Annotated in this window: 15 protein-coding genes; 12 read left to right on the forward strand and 3 right to left on the reverse strand. The window is 45.7% G+C overall.

Annotated features, from left to right (window positions below; translation table 11 throughout):
* Positions 1 to 3: 3 nt before the first annotated feature.
* Positions 4 to 1,632: an acyl-CoA dehydrogenase family protein gene (locus PEB0122_RS10825; protein ID WP_075914524.1), complete on the reverse strand. Its 1,629-nt coding sequence runs from the start codon at positions 1,630 to 1,632 to the stop codon at positions 4 to 6.
* Between the two features lie 132 nt (positions 1,633 to 1,764).
* On the opposite strand from PEB0122_RS10825, the gene PEB0122_RS10830 reads away from it, so the two are divergent.
* From PEB0122_RS10830 to dprA, 4 genes are read left to right on the forward strand one after another with little or no spacing between them, the layout of a single operon-like run.
* Complete coding sequence (locus tag PEB0122_RS10830) at positions 1,765 to 2,727, forward strand: aspartate carbamoyltransferase catalytic subunit (protein WP_075870564.1); 963 nt, start codon at positions 1,765 to 1,767, stop codon at positions 2,725 to 2,727.
* Positions 2,724 to 4,019 carry a dihydroorotase gene (locus tag PEB0122_RS10835; protein WP_075914525.1) on the forward strand — a complete coding sequence of 432 codons (1,296 nt, stop codon included), beginning with the start codon at positions 2,724 to 2,726 and terminating at the stop codon, positions 4,017 to 4,019. The genes PEB0122_RS10830 and PEB0122_RS10835 overlap by 4 nt, the downstream gene beginning before the upstream one ends.
* Before the next feature lie 35 nt (positions 4,020 to 4,054).
* A complete protein-coding gene (gene plsY, locus PEB0122_RS10840; protein ID WP_075917170.1) occupies positions 4,055 to 4,696 on the forward strand; it encodes a glycerol-3-phosphate 1-O-acyltransferase PlsY in 642 nt (213 codons plus the stop codon).
* Positions 4,697 to 4,716: 20 nt separating this feature from the next.
* Entirely contained in the window at positions 4,717 to 5,898 is a 1,182-nt protein-coding gene (dprA, locus tag PEB0122_RS10845; protein ID WP_075917171.1) for a DNA-processing protein DprA, read from the forward strand.
* Here dprA and PEB0122_RS11825 read toward each other — a convergent pair.
* Positions 5,879 to 6,049, reverse strand: coding sequence for a hypothetical protein (locus PEB0122_RS11825; RefSeq protein ID WP_179057536.1), 171 nt, complete (start codon positions 6,047 to 6,049; stop codon positions 5,879 to 5,881). The two genes, dprA and PEB0122_RS11825, sit on opposite strands and share 20 nt — an antisense overlap.
* Before the next feature lie 246 nt (positions 6,050 to 6,295).
* Between PEB0122_RS11825 and topA the strand changes: the two genes are divergently transcribed.
* The 4 genes from topA (at position 6,296) to rpmG (ending at position 12,974) form a co-directional block, all read left to right on the forward strand.
* A complete protein-coding gene (gene topA / locus PEB0122_RS10850; protein ID WP_075917172.1) occupies positions 6,296 to 8,938 on the forward strand; it encodes a type I DNA topoisomerase in 2,643 nt (880 codons plus the stop codon).
* Positions 8,939 to 8,966: 28 nt separating this feature from the next.
* A complete protein-coding gene (rnr, locus tag PEB0122_RS10855; RefSeq protein ID WP_225867846.1) occupies positions 8,967 to 11,231 on the forward strand; it encodes a ribonuclease R in 2,265 nt (754 codons plus the stop codon).
* Positions 11,232 to 11,524: 293 nt separating this feature from the next.
* Positions 11,525 to 12,700, forward strand: coding sequence for an MFS transporter (locus PEB0122_RS10860; protein ID WP_075870558.1), 1,176 nt, complete (start codon positions 11,525 to 11,527; stop codon positions 12,698 to 12,700).
* A gap of 106 nt (positions 12,701 to 12,806) precedes the next feature.
* Positions 12,807 to 12,974 (forward strand): 50S ribosomal protein L33, encoded by a 168-nt coding sequence (rpmG, locus tag PEB0122_RS10865; protein WP_075870557.1) that lies wholly within the window; start codon positions 12,807 to 12,809, stop codon positions 12,972 to 12,974.
* A 786-nt stretch (positions 12,975 to 13,760) separates the two neighbouring features.
* On the opposite strand, the gene PEB0122_RS10870 is transcribed toward rpmG, so the two are convergent.
* Complete coding sequence (locus PEB0122_RS10870) at positions 13,761 to 15,770, reverse strand: L,D-transpeptidase family protein (protein WP_083650321.1); 2,010 nt, start codon at positions 15,768 to 15,770, stop codon at positions 13,761 to 13,763.
* Between the two features lie 529 nt (positions 15,771 to 16,299).
* On the opposite strand from PEB0122_RS10870, the gene PEB0122_RS10875 reads away from it, so the two are divergent.
* Genes PEB0122_RS10875 through PEB0122_RS10890 form a run of 4 tightly spaced genes read left to right on the forward strand, consistent with a single transcriptional unit; the run spans position 16,300 to position 18,643 of the window.
* Positions 16,300 to 16,914 carry a molybdenum cofactor guanylyltransferase gene (locus PEB0122_RS10875; RefSeq protein ID WP_075917174.1) on the forward strand — a complete coding sequence of 205 codons (615 nt, stop codon included), beginning with the start codon at positions 16,300 to 16,302 and terminating at the stop codon, positions 16,912 to 16,914.
* Entirely contained in the window at positions 16,898 to 17,425 is a 528-nt protein-coding gene (gene mobB, locus PEB0122_RS10880; protein WP_075917175.1) for a molybdopterin-guanine dinucleotide biosynthesis protein B, read from the forward strand. Before PEB0122_RS10875 ends, mobB begins: the two co-directional genes overlap by 17 nt.
* A 1-nt stretch (position 17,426) precedes the next feature.
* Positions 17,427 to 18,050, forward strand: coding sequence for a glutathione S-transferase family protein (locus PEB0122_RS10885; protein ID WP_075870554.1), 624 nt, complete (start codon positions 17,427 to 17,429; stop codon positions 18,048 to 18,050).
* A 56-nt stretch (positions 18,051 to 18,106) separates the two neighbouring features.
* On the forward strand, positions 18,107 to 18,643 hold the full coding sequence (locus tag PEB0122_RS10890; protein ID WP_075917176.1) for a thermonuclease family protein: 537 nt from the start codon (positions 18,107 to 18,109) through the stop codon (positions 18,641 to 18,643).
* Positions 18,644 to 18,996 lie beyond the last annotated feature (353 nt).

Raw genomic sequence — 18,996 nt, forward strand, 5'->3', positions numbered from 1 at the left:
CGCTTAAACAGCAGGATAAAGTGTATCCAATATATGTCCTGCGTGATGACGCGCACTCAACATTCCATAGGATGAGCGCCACTGTCCTCCAAGACGGCTTTCTATATAGGCAGCAGTGATATGATTCATATCGGCTTGTTGCAAAGCGGCAGCTGCACCGGCATAGGCCATTTGTTCGATAAAAAGCCTGCCGGCACCAATGTCATTTGCAGCCACTCGTGCAGCTGCATTGAGTATTTCGACAGTTTTGGGACCGGCTGGACCGATATCACGACCAATCTGGTCGAGTAGCCCCTGAAACAGACCGGGTGCCCTTTCTCCCAAACGGATCGTATCAATCACAATATCATTACCGCCATTTCCCTTCATGCTACGCATCGGTGCATCAACAAGCATTCTGGCCATCCGACTATCAAACATATATGCCTGCGCTCCCATTTGAGCGATAATTTCTCCCACAACCGGAACCACAAGCTCATTGATGTGGATGGCAACGATCGGTGTCATGATACGAGCAAATGCCGCTTCTCCGCGATTTGATGCGGCATTGTCGAACGCACGGGCAAGCCGCATGACAAGGCATTGTGAAGCAACCACGTCGAGAGCAAGATCGGCAAATATACGTTCGGTCAATGGTGGTAAAACTTGTCGCGGATTGAAGCGCCTGAAAAAGTTGATGCCTGTTTGAAGTGCCGCACGAAGTACGCCTGCCGAAATAACTGCCTGATCAAAACGCGTCATCGTCTCGACATCTCTGACGACCCTATCGCCTTCGCCAATCTTGCCGATCAACCAACCGAGACTATTGTGAAATGAAACCTGTCCTTCGGGAGCCGAGCATTCACCAGCGCGGTGGACAAGAAAATCTACACAGATATTTCCGTTCAATGCACCATTTTCAAGAAAGCGCGATACAAAGAAACAACATTTTTGCCCGCCGACCTCGGCTGTTACAAAATATCCGTCGGCCGTCGGATTTAATACTGATTGCTTGACAGCATCTATACGATAGAGATCACGCCCACTTGCCGAATCAAAGGAAATCCGCGTCGCAGCCGATACTTGCGCAGGATTTTGCAAATTATTTGTGATATCGTCGTTGGCAAAGGTAAGCGTTGCTGACCGTTTTGCTGTAATGGCACGCGCCGAATAATCATGTTGGCGGGATAATAACACATTTTTCCAACCGGAAAATAAATCCGATTCACCGATAAGTGCGGAAATTCCTGCGCTCGTTGATGTAATCTCGTTAAGATGCCCCGTCTCGAGTCCTGCCATCAGAAAAAGTCTGATTGCCCGTGACTGATAACGCACTCCATTTTCGGCCGGACCATTTTCCCATAGAGAAGAACATAATCCTGCCTGACGGGAACGACGCAACAAAGCATGGTAAGCTGGATGGATTTCCAGTTGTTGTAGATTGTCCCCCCATTCATTCTCACGCCTAAGGATTGGCCGGTGAATATTGGCGAGTCTTGCAAGGTCTTGCGCTTCCCTACTTGCAACAAATGCACCTATTTCCTCGAAACCTGCTAAAAGCGGGGTTGGCAAAAGTGACGAAAAACGGAACAGAACCGCGTCATCCAAAAAAGCATTTTTTCGCATAATATTCTGATTGGGTAAGGTACTCACAATTTATTCCTGATTCCGTCAATTAATAATATTGCTATCTGGAAATTTAGTTTTTTGTGCGGTTAAAACAGAGATTGCATAAAAAGCAAGCCTTGTTGTAGTGTCACTCAGTTTCTTTAGGAAATTTCTGCTATGACTCAAATAACTTCTTTCCCTATTTTTCCCCATCGCCACCTCCTCGGCATAAAAGGCCTCAGTGCTCAGGATCTTACTACACTCATTGATCGTGCCGACGCCAATGTCGCAGTATCACGCCAGATTGACAAGAAAAAAACATCGATGCGCGGCCGAACACAGATCAATCTTTTTTTTGAAAATTCTACACGTACGCAATCATCCTTTGAACTTGCAGGCAAACGACTTGGTGCCGACGTCATGAATATGGCTGTCAGCCATTCATCCGTAAAAAAAGGTGAAACACTTATCGACACTGCAATGACATTGAATGCCATGCATCCCGATATTCTGGTCGTGCGTCACAAATCGGGTGGCGCGGCGGCGCTACTTGCTCAAAAGGTAAGTTGCTGCGTTGTCAACGCCGGTGATGGTGCTCATGAACATCCAACCCAGGCTCTGCTTGATGCATTGACAATCCGTCGCGCCAAAGGACGGATAGAGGGTTTGACTGTCGCTATATGCGGCGACATATTGCACTCGCGTGTCGCCCGCTCCAATATTTTAAGTCTTAATGCGCTCGGAGCACGGGTACGCGCGGTCGCGCCTACGACGCTTTTGCCCTATGACATCGGACATATGAGCGTTGAAGTTTTCACAACAATGCAGGAAGGCCTGAAAAACGCAGATGTTGTCATGATGCTAAGACTACAACGAGAACGCATGTCCGGTGCATTTATTCCTTCGGTTAGAGAATATTTCCGCTTTTTCGGCCTTGATAAACAAAAACTGGCACTTGCAAATAAGGATTGCATTGTCATGCATCCGGGGCCAATCAACCGCGGGGTCGAGATTGCATCGGATATTGCTGATGGTCAGCAAAGCGTTATTCATACACAAGTTGAAATGGGCGTTGCTGTCAGAATGGCTGTTATCGAGGCTCTCTTGGATCCGCGCCGCAGCGAAGGAGATATTCAATGATAAAACCCTTGGTTTATAAAAACGCTCGCATCGTTGACCCTTCCTGTGACAAGGACGAATTGGGAACGCTCATCATCGTCGACGGCATCATTAAAGCTTGTGGCAAAGATGCACAAAATCAAGGCATTCCTGATGGTGCGGAGGTTATTGATGCGCATGGCAAAGCAATTCTACCGGGGTTGGTCGACGCGCGCGTTTATGTCGGTGAGCCGGGCAACGAACATCGGGAAACCATTCGTTCGGCAAGTCATTGCGCTGCAGCAGGCGGCGTAACATCCTTTGTCATGATGCCGGATACCCATCCGGTCATAGATGATGTTGCACTGGTCGAATTCGTCAAGCAAACAGCGCGTGAAAACGCCTCGGTTCATGTCTATCCTTCAGCTGCAATTACCAAGCAACTTGAAGGACAGGAAATGACCGAGTTCGGTCTATTGAAAGAGTCCGGTGCAATAGCCTTCACGGACGGACACAAAACAATCGAGAATTCATTGGTATTAAGACGTGCCATGACTTATGCCCATGACTTCGACGCCCTTATCATCCATGAAACGCAAGATAAATGGCTGACCGGCAATGGTGTCATGAACGAGGGGCTCCTTTCAAGCTGGCTTGGCCTTGCGGGTATTCCCAAAGAAGCGGAAGTCATCCCGCTTGAACGTGATTTGCGTCTGGCTGCTTTAACGCGTTGCCGTTATCACGCAGCAGAACTTTCAACGGGAATGTCGGCTGATTCTATTCGTTGTGCAAAAGAAAATTTGACCAATGTTACAGCCGGCGTTTCAATCAATAATCTGACATTGAACGAAAATGACATTGGAGAATACCGGACATTTTTCCGGCTTTCGCCGCCGCTCAGGTCGGAAGATGACCGTCATGCGATGATTGAAGCTGTTCGTGATGGAACGATTGATATTATTGTATCCAGTCATGATCCTCAAGGTGCCGATACCAAACGCTTACCCTTTGAAGATGCGGAAGCCGGTGCAGTAGGAATGGAAACATTGCTTGCAGCAGCGCTCAGGCTTTACCATGATCATTCGTTGTCGCTTGGAAAGATAGCGGCTTTACTTTCCACCAATCCTGCGAAGATTTTGGGGATTGATGCAGGAACTTTGCAAGTTGGAAAACCTGCGGATTTCATTTTGGTCGATCTTGATGAACCTTGGGTCTTAACTCTTGATATGCTTCATTCCAGATCCAAAAACACGCCATTCGAAAATGCCCGTTTTCAAGGACATGTCCTAAAAACCTATGTTGCTGGCAAGCTGGTATATGAATACCGGAACTGAACGATCTAACGGCAAATCTTGAAAAGGATATTTTTATGGCCGATATAGGTTTATCTCCAAAGATGGTTTCGTGGCTGACACTGATAATTTGTTATCTCATCGGTTCGATCCCTTTCGGGCTGTTATTTACCCGCTTAGCCGGCCTTGGAGACGTGCGCAAAATTGGTTCCGGAAATATAGGCGCCACCAATGTCTTGCGAACGGGAAACAAAAAAATCGCTTTATTGACGTTATTATGTGACATGTTCAAAGGGACATTAGCGGTTTATATCGCCTCCCTATTATCGTCGTTCGATTATAACAATATCGTCATTGTCACTTTAGGCGGTTTTGCTGCCTTTATCGGTCATATCTACCCCGTCTGGCTTAAATTCAAAGGCGGCAAAGGCGTTGCCACCTACCTCGGTGTATGCCTCGGATTTTACCCACCGGCTGCATTGGTTTTTATATGCGTCTGGTTGCTCACCGCATTCATTACGCGTTATTCCTCGCTTTCGGCACTTTTCGCAGTTATCCTAGTGCCTGTTTTTATTCTACTTTTCATGGATAGCACGTCGCAAAATCTTTTTGCGCTCGTTCTTTCGGTGATGAGTATCATCGTTATCTTGAAACACCATGCGAATATCAGACTCTTGCTGAACGGAACGGAAAGCAAGATCGGCGCAAAGAAACAATAGCGGAAAGCTCTGTAACCGAGATGGAAAAACGTAAAGGGATTGTCCTTACCCATGCTCAGCGGCTCAGCTGGCTACAACTCATACGCAGCGAAAACGTCGGTGCTGTTACTTTCATTAACCTCATAGAGCATTTCGGTTCGGCTGCAGCGGCTCTCGATGCTCTGCCGGAGCTCAGCACGATGGGAGGCAAAGGTAAACCGATACGGATTGCCAGCAAACAGGATGCAGAACGCGAGCTCGAACTTGCGGGTAAAATTGGCGTACGTTTCATAGGAGTGGGCGAGCCTGATTATCCACCCTATTTGCGAGCTATAGAAACTCCCCCGCCTCTGCTTGCAGTCAAGGGTAACCCCAAATGTTTCTTTTCGCCTTCCGTAGGTGTTGTGGGCTCTCGTAACGCCTCGGCAACAGGCAAAAAATTGACTGCACTTTTTGCTAAAGAACTTGGTGAAACAGGATTTACTATCATTTCAGGACTGGCGCGTGGCGTCGACACAGCTGCCCATCGCGCAAGTCTTGATACTGGAACTGTTGCCGTTATGGCAGGTGGAATCGATCATATCTATCCGCCGGAAAATAGCGACCTTTATGAAGCCATATTGGATAAAGGTGGGGCAATTGTCAGCGAAATGCCGATTGGCACGCAACCACGCGCCCAAGATTTTCCGCGCCGCAATCGAATCATTGCGGGATTATCTTTGGGAATTCTCGTGTGCGAGGCGGCAAACCGTTCCGGCTCTCTGATAACTGCAAGATTGGCGGCCGAGATAGGACGCATTGTCTTTGCTATCCCCGGTTCGCCTTTGGATCCGCGTGCACAAGGAACAAATAATCTTATCAAGGAAGGCGCCCTGCTCGTTACCCGACCTGAAGATATCATAGAAACACTTGGCCCCTTGGCACCATCAACTGCACCTCGAATGCCGCTGTTTGATAACGACGAAAAAGACGAATCAGTCAAGCAATTCTCCGAGCACAAGAATGAAGATCAAAATCGCGATGTTGACGCAAGCGACTTCGACAGAAATGCAATAATGGATGCACTTTCAACAACACCGATTGACATAGAAACGCTCTGTCTTGCGTCCGGTGTGCCGATAGACAAGATTTATCTTATACTCGTTGAACTTGATTTGGCCGGGAAACTCGTCCGTCACAGCGGCGGACTTGTATCATTGGCGATCAACGATTTTCCTTGTTGACCGTATCGTTTTTTAAGATGTGTTGCCCTTCTTTTGCAACCATTTCCAACAAATAAGCCAAAAATGGAGAATTGGCGTTATTCGCCATAATATTCATTTGACGGGACATATCGACAATATATCCGATGATTTCAACGCGCTCTAGAGACATGTAACCTTCTCCTTGTTACACAAGTTCCCCTCATGTATTGCTCCTGATTGACGGTAGAAATTTTCGAAAGTAGTCCTAAATAAATGTTAAATTAGTTAGTTAGCTTAACTATAATAACGTGTATTTTTTATTTACGCAATCAATAGTTGCACGTGTATTTTTTTATCATTTAGCCTTGACCAATGGGAATAAGCCGGTCAATTGAGTGTACAGTAAAATCATTGGTTCAGGGAAGCGGATATCATTATGGATATTGTCGTCGTCGAATCACCGGCAAAAGCTAAAACAATCAATAAATATCTAGGACCCAATTATAAAGTTCTCGCGTCCTTCGGGCATGTACGTGATCTTCCTGCAAAAGACGGCTCTGTTCTGCCGGATGAAGATTTTGCGATGAAATGGGACACGAGCTCAACCGGTGCAAAACGAATCGCAGAAATATCGAAAGCATTAAAAGATGCCGATGGCCTCATTCTGGCAACTGACCCGGACCGTGAAGGGGAAGCTATTTCCTGGCACGTTCTTGATATTTTACAGCATAAAAAGCTTTTGAAAGGTAAACCTGTCAAACGCGTTGTCTTTAATGCGATTACAAAACACGCCGTTCTTGATGCTATGGCTCACCCGCGTGATATCGACATTCCCCTTGTTGACGCCTATATGGCGCGTCGTGCACTTGATTACCTTGTCGGCTTCACCTTATCGCCTGTCCTTTGGCGCAAACTTCCCGGAGCCCGTTCGGCCGGTCGTGTACAATCAGTTGCGTTGCGCCTCATTTGCGATCGGGAATCGGAAATCGAGCGTTTCAAGCGTGAAGACTATTGGTCAATAGAAGCCAAGCTTGCAACAAAAGCAAACGAGAGCTTCCTGGCTAATCTGACGACTTTTAACCGCAAAAAGCTCGCCAAGCTCGACATTAAAACAGAAGATCAGGCAAAAAATATCCGCAACATGTTGGATGGAGCCGGTTACCGGATCACAAGTGTCGAATCAAAACCGACAAAACGCAATCCGGTACCACCATTCACAACGTCAACATTACAACAAGCGGCTTCATCAAAACTCGGATTTTCGGCCTCGCGCACCATGCAAGTGGCACAGAAACTCTATGAAGGTATAGACATTGGCGGCGAAACAACCGGCCTCATCACTTATATGCGTACTGATGGCGTACAGATCGCCCCCGAAGCCATTGAAGCGGCAAGAAATGCCATTCATGATACATTCGGTGCAAATTATGTGCCCGAGAAACCCCGTTTCTATTCGACTAAAGCAAAAAACGCGCAGGAGGCGCACGAGGCTATACGTCCAACCGATTTCAAACGTAAACCGGACGACATTAAAAAATTTCTCGATAGCGACCAGTTCAAACTTTACGAGCTTGTATGGAAAAGAGCGATGGCCAGTCAGATGAAGTCTGCCGATATCGAGCGCACCACTGTCGAGATTGAAGCAATAAACGGTTCCGACCATGCAAATTTGAGAGCTGTCGGGTCGGTGGTAACATTTGACGGATTTATTGCTGCCTATTTTGATCAGAAAGATGACGACTCTGCCGATAGCGAAGACTCGATGCGGCTGCCGAAGATGGAAGCGGATGAAGAGCTCAAAAAAGTGTCGATTGACGCTCTCAAACATACGACCGAACCTCCTGCCCGTTATTCCGAAGCAACCCTGATCAAAAAACTGGAAGAGCTTGGAATCGGTCGCCCGTCGACTTATGCCTCGACCCTTACCACTTTACGTGATCGCGATTACGTCACGATAGACAAGCGCCGGCTTATTCCCGAGGCGAAAGGGCGCATTGTTACAGCATTCCTTGAAAACTTCTTCAATCGGTATGTCGAATACGATTTTACTGCCGATCTTGAAGAAAAGCTTGATCTCATCTCCGACGGCAAGTTGTCCTGGAAGCAGGTATTGCGCGAATTCTGGGACGCGTTCAATGCTTCGGTTTCCGATATTAAAGAATTACGTGTGAGCAATGTGCTTGATGTGTTGAATGACGCGCTTGCACCACTCGCATTTCCGCAACGCGAAGACGGCAGTGATCCCCGCTCCTGTCCGCTCTGCCATGAGGGGCGTCTATCTCTTAAACTCGGCCGTTATGGTGCCTTTGTCGGTTGTTCCAATTATCCCGATTGCAAATATACCAGACAATTGGGAAGTGAAGACGCCAAGGATGGCAACACAACCGAGCAGGATGGCCCTACAATACTAGGCAAAAACCCCGATAATGGCGAAGACGTAACACTTAAAATCGGTCGTTTCGGCCCCTATGTCGAGTGTAAACATGGCGAGGAGCTGAAACGCGCCGGCCTTCCGAAAAGCTGGTCGCCAAGCGAAATGAATTTGGAAAAAGCACTTGCTCTTTTATCTCTACCGCGAGAAGTGGGAATACATCCTGAAACCGGGAAGCCGATTATGGCTTCTATCGGCAGATATGGACCTTATGTGTCTCATGATGGCCAATATGCCAATCTTGAAACGCCGGAAGAGGTTTTCGATATTGGCATCAACAGGGCGGTAACTGTTTTGGCAGAGAAACAGGCGCGTGGAGGCGCACGGAGGGGATCTACGCCCAAAGCTATTGCCACCCTTGGACAACATCCCGATGGTGGCGATGTGACAGTCCGCGACGGCCGTTATGGACCTTATGTCAACTGGGGCAAGATCAATGCAACGTTACCAAAAGGCAAAGACCCGGCATCGGTAACTTTGGAAGAAGCCTTGGAACTCATTTCACTAAAAGCAGCTTCTCCCAAAAAAGGCCGTAAAGCCACAGTAAAAAAATCTGCAACAAAAAATGCGGCAACCAAGAAAAGCGTCACCAAAAAGACGGTAAAAAAGGCGGCAACCAAGAAGGCAACCTCCAAGAAAGCAGAATAACCCGTGAAACGGGATGGAAAATAGAGCTATGAAACAACATCCCGTAAGCAGGAACAAACCTTCACACTTGCCCACAAAAGATGATATTCTTTCTTTCATCAAAGAAAATCCGAATTTGTCCGGGAAACGGGAGATTGCCAAGGCTTTCAACCTCAAAGGGGATGCGCGAATTTGGCTTAAAGACCTCTTGCGTGAACTGAAGGCCGAAGGTGTCGTCTCTAAACAACGCAAAAAAATTGTTCCGAAACACATGCTTCCACCTGTCGCAGTTCTCGACATTAAAGGGCGCGATCATGATGGCGGCTTTATCGCTGAGCCTTCCGAATGGGATGGTGAGGATGCGCCGCTTGTCGCTCTTCATCCCGCACGACACACAAAAGGACCGGCCATTGGCGTCGGCGACAGAATCCTTGCCAAAATTTTCCGCAATAAAAGAGAGGAAGGACCTTCTTATACCGGCCGCGCTATTAAGAAAATTGATAAGCGTGATTTTACCACTATGGGCGTTCTTCGTGATCTAGGCCAAGGTAAATGGCGTCTTGAGCCGATCGACCGAAAAGCACCCGAAGTTGCCGTTGATCTCCCCCCGGATAGCAAGGCAAAAGCCGGAGACCTCGTCGAAGTAGAGATCGGTCGTGACAAACGTTATGGCTTGAAACGCGGCGTCGTCAAAAATATTCTGGGCAGTGTCGATAGCGAAAAAGCGCTATCGATGATTGCGATCATTTCTCACGATATTCCGCATATTTTTCCTGACCGCGTCCTCGAAGAAGCGGAAGAAGCTAAACCTGCTACAATGGAAAATCGGGAGGATTGGCGCGACCTCCCGCTCGTAACCATTGATCCCGAAGATGCAAAGGATCATGACGATGCCGTTTGTGCAAATATGGATGATAGCGAAGACAATAAAGGCGGGGTTGTCGTGACGGTTGCTATTGCAGATGTCGGTTATTATGTCCGCCCCGACAGTGCAATGGATAAGGAAGCCTTAAAACGCGGTAATTCGGTCTATTTTCCCGATAGGGTTGTACAGATGTTGCCAGAACGAATTTCGAATAACTTTTGTTCTCTGCGCGAAGGCGAAGATAGGCCTGCTATGGCCGTTCGCATGGTTTTTGATAGTCACGGGAAAAAACAAAGTCACAGTTTTCACCGTATATTGATGCGCTCGTGTGCCAAACTTTCTTACGAACAAACGCAAAGGGCTATTGATGGCAAGCCTGACGAAAAAACTTTGCCAATACTTGAAAACGTATTGAAGCCCCTTTGGGCAGCTTATGATTTGCTGAAAAAAGCGCGTGACGAACGGCAACCGTTGGAACTTGATCTGCCTGAAAGGAAAATTATTCTTGATGAAAGCGGACGCATTAAAGACGTGGTCATCCCGCCACGCCTTGATGCCCATAAACTTATTGAAGAATTTATGATTCAGGCCAATGTATCGGCAGCTGAAACCCTCAAATCCAAACATCAACCTTTGATCTACCGTATACATGACCAGCCGTCGCTCACAAAACAAGAAGGCTTAAGAGAGTTTTTGGCGTCCCTTGGTCTTTCACTTTCCCGCGGCGCGGAGCTTACGCCGGAACGCTTTAATAGAATTCTTGAGTGGGTGAAAGATACCGATCAACAAGAGCTGGTTAATCAGGTGGTGTTGCGTACCCAATCACAAGCAGAATATGCGCCCGAGAATATCGGTCATTTTGGCCTCAACTTACGTAACTACGCCCATTTTACTTCGCCTATTCGCCGTTATGCGGATTTAATCGTTCATCGTGCCCTGATCAAATCACTGAAGCTCGGCAATGACGGTTTAACGAACGAAGAAGAAAAAAATCTTGATGAAATTGCAGTAGCTATTTCTCTTACAGAGCGCCGCGCAATGGCTGCCGAACGAGAAACAATCGACCGGTTGGTTGCGCATTTTCTCGCAGATAAAATTGGCACTGAATTTACCGGTCGTATTGCCGGTATCACAAAATCGGGCTTATTCATTTCACTTGACCGATTGGGAGCCGACGGTTTTACGCCTATTTCAACTCTGGCAACCGATTACTATATATTTGACGAGGCGCGTCACGCTTTGATAGGCGAAAAAAGCCATAAAGGTTACCAGCTGGGAGATAGTGTCAGTGTACGTCTCGTCGAAGCACAGCCAATTGCCGGGGCGATGCGGTTTGAAATGCTAAGTGCGCCACGGCCATTACCGTTGTCACCGGTTTCTCATCATAAGAGCAAGACGGGCGCGCGCCGCTTCAATCGATCATCACGAAAAACCCGCCGTTCTATTTGATCGACTTCGTGATCGAATAGGCTCTGGTCTATTTTCAATAATTATTAAAAGCCTGATTTTTATGATTTGCCGATAATGTTGAAAGTCTATTGTATGCTGCCCCGACGGGTAAAATTTGAAACCGGATTGTGCCGTTTGACTTGAAGTGTAGGAGTGGATAAATCTGTAAGCATTCTAAATTTTAAAACTTATCCAGCATAAATGGCATTTAACGCACTTGCCGAAATCCAATAAAGTTACTTCAAGCAGAAAACTCCTCTGCAAAGCCTATATGAGTGATGACAGAATAGTCCATGATGCAATCCGATTCATCCTCTCAGAATGCAAAGCCCTGGCGCGCGATTTCAGCTGCAACAGCAACAATCGGCGCTGTTGGAATAGCTTTGGGATTGGGAACGCAGCTTATTTCAATCCTGATGGCCGCACGAGGTTTCTCCAGCAGTGTCATCGGCTATAGTGGTACAGTAGGTGGTATTGCCACAATAATCGCGGCGGTCTTTAGCGCCCGCATTGCAAAAAAACTCGGCGTTGCACGTTCAATTCTGACAATGATGGCCGTCGGATGTGCAAGTTTTTTAGGTTTTTATTATTTCCAATCGATTGTCATCTGGTTTATTTTGCGCTTCACCCTGCATTTTGCAATCACCGTGATGTTCGTTCTATCCGAATTCTGGATAAACAGTTCCGCGCCACCTGCAAAACGCGCCACGATTCTTGCTATCTATGCAATTACACTGGGTCTCGGTTTTACTATCGGCCCTACTCTTCTAGCCCATGTTGGTAGTCAGGGATTCACGCCATTCGGTACCGCCTGCTTTCTGATTGCTATTGCTGCAATACCGATCATCGTTGCCTGGAACTTGAGCCCGCAATTCAAAGATAGCGATCATGTCGCATTTTTCAGATATATTTTTGCTGTCCCGAGTTCCACAATGGCAGTTCTCGTATACGGCGCCATACAGATGGGTGCCTTAACACTGATCACACCATTCAGTCTCAATCTCGGTTATAGCGAAGGCGAAGCGGCAAAATTCATGTCCGTTCTAGCATTGGGAAATGTGCTGCTGCTTATTCCGATTGGCATTATTAGCGATTTTGTGACCGACCGTCGTTATCCGTTAACGGGATGCGCAATCATCGGCTTGATTGGCACCTTGTTGATTCCCTGGATTGCCAATGTAAAATGGATGTTGACACTCGACCTATTTATTCTCGGCGGCGTCTCTGCCGGACTTTATACGATCGGTCTTGCTCAACTAGGCTCAAGGCTGAAAGGTTTCGAGCTTGCAGCCGCCAACTCGGCGTTTATTTTCTGCTACGGCATCGGGATGCTTATAGGACCAACAGCCATCGGTAAAGCCATGGATATTTTTCCGCCCTTTGGCTTTTCAGACACAATGGCTACATTTTTCGGACTTTATATTATTTTAGTGGTCTCAAGAGTGGTGTTAAAGCTAATCCGCTCTTGACTTTTTGTATAACATCCTTAGTGTCGCGGCAAAATCCACTTGCGCCGGAATATGTCCGTCCGGTTTGAAGGTGGTGAATTTATATTCAGGAACAGGATCCTTAATTATGGCTAAAGCAGCATCCATTAAAATCAAGCTTTTGTCGACTGCAGATACCGGCTTTTTCTACGTTACAAAGAAAAATAGCCGTACAATGACAGAAAAGATGACAAAACGTAAATATGACCCGATTGCCAAAAAGCATGTCGAGTTCAAAGAAACCAAAATTAAATAATTGTTTTTTTAGTACAAAAAAAGCCGCTTCTTTTTAACGAAGCGGCTTTTTTATTTGTTTTTTCGTGATGGTTGACAGTGAGCTTGGCTCAGTCGTCCCTATCCGGATAGTCATTTACATTCACACATTAACGTGTTGCTTGGCGCATCTCCGATATCACGAAGAGTCTCGTCGGGTAAAGTGTTTCTGACAGTTATAAAAAGCTCACTCAGGCGATATGATTTTTACCGTAAGATATTATTGCAGATGCCAACCCGATATTGCTAGCAAGAGATAATTTCGACTGTGAAGAGCAACTATCTCTTTACTAACAACTTTATACGTTCATTCAAAAGCATCCTCCAAACCCGCTTAATATGCCCTATGGAATAAGCGCAAGAAAGCGCCATTTACAAAAGTTGGAGAAAACAGCCTCGCTTTTGAGAAAATAGGCCTAGCGATTTTATTCCCGAATAAATCTTACCATGCACTAGGTCAAACACACTTTGTTTCAAATTCATCATGGCATTTTTTGAGTTGCGCTATAAAGATGTTTTTCAAGGACGGGAAAAAACATGAAAGCAATTGCAATTGCGAAAGTGGTCGTATAAAACAATATCCACATGCTTAGATCTGAACCGACAACAATCCCGACGATTTAAAGGATATGTAACTTACACTTAAACTTGTCAGTTGAACGAGCCATGTTTGGCCACGTTCAGTCGGGGCTATTCCTTTTTAGCTGTATTGAAAGTGGCTGTCGAAATAGTCGGCACACTATTTACAAAAGTCGGAATTTTATGGTGTCTAAATGTCCGATTTTCGGACTGACTCTGTTTTTGTAGCGGCACCCGCCATCAACTCGTCACGGCCGTAAATATCATCATAATAATTAATCTTGCCACTTTTCAGATCTGGCCAGGCAGTAAAATAGGTGAGGTAAACCGGAACAGGTTCACTTAATGACAAGCTCCGCTCGCCTTTTGCAAAATAAGGCTTCAGATCATCAACATTTTTGCCGAGTACTGCTGCTGCCATTTCCCGCGGATATTCAAGACGCACACATCCGTGACTTAGAGCACGCATGTCGCGCGAAAAAGCTGTCTTATTGGGCGTGTCGTGAAGATAGATATCATGCTTGTTTGGAAAAAGTATTTTGAGTTCGCCAAGAGCATTGTTCTTCCCCGGTGTCTGGCGAATACTGATTCCGCGTCCTTTGTTAGCTACTTGTTGCCAATTGACTGATGATGCTGAAACCACTCTGCCCGAACTATCATAAAGCTCATAATTGTTGCGTTGCAGATAACTTGAGTCCTGCATGATACGCGGGAGCATTTCATTGACAACTATCGAATGGGGCACGCCCCAAGACGGATTGAATGTAACCAGTCTTATTTTGTCATAGAAAAAATAGGTTTGTCTTTGAGGGCTACCAACCACAACTTTCATATCAAGTTTGACTGCGTTGTTTTCGACATATTGCCCTCTGTACGCTGCCTGATTGATGAACACATAACGGGAACCGAAGTCGTGCGGAAGCCAGCGCAATCGTTCCATCGAATCAATAATTTTCTGTCTTTTTATTTCAACAGTATTGTTTGCCAAGGTTGCAACCGTTGCGGGCCCGATAACACCATCCGCCGTTTTGCCAACGAATTTTTGATAGTCTCTGACACAATCTACCAATTGCCCATTATAGCTGGTTTCTTGCAGAAACCTTTCCAACTTCATTTTATGATCGGAGAGATAACCGGACGGTGCCCGTTTCAGAAGCAGACTCGTAAAGAGCGGCAAGTCCTCGTTCGTTTCACCGGGTTTAATGACCGTCTTGAATGATATTTTCACATTGTCTGCATGGTCGCTCTTCGGCATTTGCGCCAGAGCATGTTTCAATGCTTTGTATGAATCGGATTGTGGCAGGTAAGCCTCTAAATCGGCGACAGGATTTTCACTTGTTGCCAATCTGCCCAATTCTCTTTCGAAATCGATCTGGCGACGTGGTAAATCATGAAACGGCGAGAGACGATCGGCGATAATACGACCATTCGATGCGTCTTGAATGTAACGAAGGACGCGGCTTGTCAGAGCGACATCAAAATTGGTGAATGCAAGATTGCGTTCTTCGCCCACAAGATTTTCATCTGGTAGCTTTACAAAATAATCCTGTGGCTCCAACCCGTCCTCGTCGACTCTAGCCAAAAAGCGCATCACGTCTCTGGCTTTGTCAGTAACTTCGCCCGCTACAGACCACATGAGATCGGGCTTATTCACGTAATGTCTGGTCACTGAATCGGCAAGCGAGTCTTCTATCTTTACATCAATATGAGAAAAATCCGATTTTAAAGATTGGTCTATATCGGTATTTTGCCCTGAATTAACGCCTTCCAGAATAACGTTATAAGGCTCTGACAATGGCAATCGGGCTGGACCTGCCGATTTCATCGTCGAATTTGTTTCAATAAAATCAATATTCGAGAACTCTACCGGAACAAGGCGTTCAGGCCTATAGTTAAAAGTTTTCGGGCTCGCGGCAGTTACACGGTTGGTCAAATCGATATTATTTTTTTTCGCAGGTGCACCTTGGGGGGTACCGGGCACAGTGTTTTGGGATTTTTTAACTGCTTTGCCTTGCGTATCGGACTGATGACCCACCTCGGGTTGCATTTCAAGTACGGGCGCAGGTTTCTGTTTTTTGCTGAAGAGCTCCATCAAATTATTGATCGCAGCAGCCTGCTCCACACCATAATATGGGGAGGCATAAAGGACCGAACTGGCAAAAAACATAATAATGAGGCGCGAAATGCGTTTTTGAAACATGGTCTGGGGTATCCGAGAAATTACAAAAATCTTTTAAAAGATTTTCGTAACCAAGCTCTTAAACGAACGGCGACAATTAAAAAAAATTCTATGCCGATTTGTGGCACGCCTACCGAGATTTTAATTGCCTGAAGCAGCACAATTCTTATAAAGATCAATTGTCACAAATCGGTGCAAAACTAATTTTGATCCATGTTAAATACGCCTTTATTGAATTTCCGGTGATTTTCTTATGGAACGTTAATCGAAAAAGCTCATTCGGTTCGTTCCGGATACCCCGCTGATATTGTTGGCTTTTACCTGTTTTTAAAAAAATTGACGTCGCTGATAATGTTGGAGGTCAATGACAGTTACGCGGTATTTTTATCGACTTTACCCCATTCATCTTCTAGAATTGGTATCCGAAAAAGATAGCGGTGCAATTGGATGTTATTTTTAGAGAATGACACATTCGATAAAAACCTGATTATCGGATTTTACGTTCTGGTCTTGATCAACGTAGTTAGGATAAGATTTCCGAGTTGAATCTATGAAAATTTTAGGATTGATATTGGCAGGCGGACATTCGTCTCGCATGGGGCGGGATAAAGCGGGGCTTGAATTTGACGGAAAAAGCCTCATTCAAAACCAGATCGAGACTTTCAAAAACCGCGGTTTTCCGATTGCCATCAGCTCGAACACTTATAGTCTCGACGCGTTTGAACCTATTCCGGTTCTCGAAGACCCCGCAGAAATCCGTTATGGAGGCCCGCTTGCAGGCGTTTACGCGGGTATTAATTATGCTTTTGCAAATAACTACGATTTCGTTCTGACAATGCCCGTAGATTGTCCGATTATACCGGAAGAGTTTTTTGTGAGAATCACGTCGGATATTGACAAAAACACCACGTTGAGGATGGCCTCTACACCTTCCGGTCTCCAACCGACATTTGCACTTTGGCCAACGAACCTCAGATCCGATCTTTTCGAATTCTTGAAAGGTGCTGAAAATAAAAGTATTCGATCATTCGCTTTTGCTCATAATGTGTCTATAGTGCGGTTTGACAATCTCTATTCTGAAGGTGCATTCTTCAACGTCAACACGCCGGAAGATTATCAATATTTACAGGATAAATTCGGGATAAAAAATGAAACCAAAGCTTAAAGTATTTGGCGTAACCGGCTGGAAAAACAATGGAAAAACGACAATGGTTGTACGCCTTGTCGAAGAGTTGACCTCACGCGGTTACAAAATTTCAACGGTCAAACATGCACATCATGATTTCGATATTGACCATGAAAATACCGATTCATGGCGTCATCGCAAATCCGGTGCTCAGGAAGTCGCTGTTGTATCTTCAAGGCGCTTTGCACTCATTCATGAAAACAAAGCGGAAGAAGAAACTCCGCTCTCAAGAATTCTCGAGCTTTTATCCCCCTGTGATCTTGTGATTGTCGAGGGATACAAGCGGGATAGCCACGACAAGTTGGAAGTTCGTCGTACCGGCGGGAAAGTTGGCGAACCCCTTAACAAATCGGATCCTCATATTGTCGCTATTGCATCGGATAAGCCGGTGGAAGAAAAGCATTTGCCGTATTTCAATATTGATGATGTACAAGCAATTGCAGATTTCATTGTTGACCATATGAAACTCGAACACAAACAAGAGGCATAGAATGCTCGTACTGTGGGGACGCCCTACGTCCAGCAATGTAAAAAAAGTTCTTTGGACACTCGAAGAAATCGGGCTCGACTATCAGTTCATAAAAGCTGGTGGCCCGTATGGCGGATTGGATACACCCGAATTTTTAGCACTCAATCCGAATGGCTTGGTTCCCACTATTAAGGACGACGACTTGGTTCTTTGGGAATCCAACACAATCGTACGTTACCTCGCCGCCCGTTATGGCAAAGGGGTGTTGTGGATTGAAGATTGCGGCAAACGAGCCGCAGCTGAAAAATGGATGGATTGGACAATGGCAACGTTGTTTAACCCGTTTGTCGATCTTCTTATGAATGTCGTGCGTCTTGCACCGGAAAAACGCGATCAACAAAAAGTAACTGATAGCGTTGAAAAGTTTGAAAAAGGGCTATCCATCATGGATGGTGAATTAAAGAAACAGCCTTTTCTTTCCGGTGAAAACTTGGGCATTGGCGATATTATTCCGGGTGTTTTTGTATATTATTATTATGCAATGGAATTGCCACGCAAAAACAAATTCAGCAATGTCGAGGCTTGGTACCAAAAATTGCAGGCGCGGCCGGGCTATAAAAAACATGTCATGGTACCGATCAGTTAAAATCCTGTTTTGAAAAGTTCTCTTCCAGTTTTTTCAAAACATGAACAACAAAATCCATGATGCGTCGAAATATCAATTTAGTGGATATTGTAACGGCATTGGCGGTCGTTGCCATTGCCGCCTATCTTTATTTTTCCGATATGAAGAAATCTGTCGTTCAAGACGAACCTTCCTATCAACCTGAAAAGGTCGAAATCATCCGCGGGAAAACACAACTCTCAGATGGTGATTCCCTCCATCTTGATGGACAAAAAGTCCGCCTTTTAGGGATTGATGCTCCGGAACTTCACCAATTTTGTGACAAAGACGGTGCCTCCTACCCTTGTGGTGAAATGGCCAAACAACATCTTGCAGCATTGATCGGTGGAAATGAAATCAGTTGCACGTCAACAAAAAGAGATAAATTCGATCGTCTATTGGCTAAATGTCGCGCCGGAGACCATGACTTGAACCGCGAAATGGTGAAAGATGGCTGGGCGGTCAGTTATTACGATTATAAGCAGGAAGAAGCGGATGCACGTAAACAAAAACTGGGCATATGGGCTGGTTCGTTCGAATGGCCTCACACTTGGCGACGCGCCCATCCTCGTTGATTCTTTCGAGCCTGAACCAAGTGGTATTTCAAAGAAATCAAAACATATCGATACAGTTATCGCTGTACCCAATTGAAGCATTTTCTAATAGAACATGCCTTTTATAACGATAGGAACGTCTTCAAATAGCAATTCAATCTATTGTTTTTATTCTCTCACAACTTGCGGCCGAGTTAGCGCCACGGCCACAGAGAACCGGTGATTGACTGACATTGTACATAATCTTCTTTGTTAACGTGACTGGCTTTGCAAGTTTTGATCATAGATGTTTATCGACTCGTTTTAAGACTTATCCTTATCCCCCCAAACTACCGTTGTTATTTTCCAAGAAATTCAATGCTATAGTGAATTAA

It is taken from the genome of Ditibartonella apis, assembly GCF_001952075.1.
In the GTDB taxonomy this organism is placed as follows: Bacteria; Pseudomonadota; Alphaproteobacteria; order Rhizobiales; family Rhizobiaceae; genus Bartonella; species Bartonella apis.

What these genes read in the sequence shown, in the direction of transcription:
- PEB0122_RS10830 (WP_075870564.1), top strand. Translation starts at nt 1,765, where the DNA reads ATGACTCAAATAACTTCTTTCCCTATTTTTCCCCATCGCCACCTCCTC.
- PEB0122_RS10835 (WP_075914525.1), top strand. Translation starts at nt 2,724, where the DNA reads ATGATAAAACCCTTGGTTTATAAAAACGCTCGCATCGTTGACCCTTCC.
- plsY (WP_075917170.1), top strand. Translation starts at nt 4,055, where the DNA reads ATGGCCGATATAGGTTTATCTCCAAAGATGGTTTCGTGGCTGACACTG.
- dprA (WP_075917171.1), top strand. Translation starts at nt 4,717, where the DNA reads ATGGAAAAACGTAAAGGGATTGTCCTTACCCATGCTCAGCGGCTCAGC.
- PEB0122_RS11825 (WP_179057536.1), bottom strand. Translation starts at nt 6,049, where the DNA reads ATGTCTCTAGAGCGCGTTGAAATCATCGGATATATTGTCGATATGTCC.
- topA (WP_075917172.1), top strand. Translation starts at nt 6,296, where the DNA reads ATGGATATTGTCGTCGTCGAATCACCGGCAAAAGCTAAAACAATCAAT.
- rnr (WP_225867846.1), top strand. Translation starts at nt 8,967, where the DNA reads ATGAAACAACATCCCGTAAGCAGGAACAAACCTTCACACTTGCCCACA.
- PEB0122_RS10860 (WP_075870558.1), top strand. Translation starts at nt 11,525, where the DNA reads ATGATGCAATCCGATTCATCCTCTCAGAATGCAAAGCCCTGGCGCGCG.
- rpmG (WP_075870557.1), top strand. Translation starts at nt 12,807, where the DNA reads ATGGCTAAAGCAGCATCCATTAAAATCAAGCTTTTGTCGACTGCAGAT.
- PEB0122_RS10870 (WP_083650321.1), bottom strand. Translation starts at nt 15,770, where the DNA reads ATGTTTCAAAAACGCATTTCGCGCCTCATTATTATGTTTTTTGCCAGT.
- PEB0122_RS10875 (WP_075917174.1), top strand. Translation starts at nt 16,300, where the DNA reads ATGAAAATTTTAGGATTGATATTGGCAGGCGGACATTCGTCTCGCATG.
- mobB (WP_075917175.1), top strand. Translation starts at nt 16,898, where the DNA reads ATGAAACCAAAGCTTAAAGTATTTGGCGTAACCGGCTGGAAAAACAAT.
- PEB0122_RS10885 (WP_075870554.1), top strand. Translation starts at nt 17,427, where the DNA reads ATGCTCGTACTGTGGGGACGCCCTACGTCCAGCAATGTAAAAAAAGTT.
- PEB0122_RS10890 (WP_075917176.1), top strand. Translation starts at nt 18,107, where the DNA reads ATGATGCGTCGAAATATCAATTTAGTGGATATTGTAACGGCATTGGCG.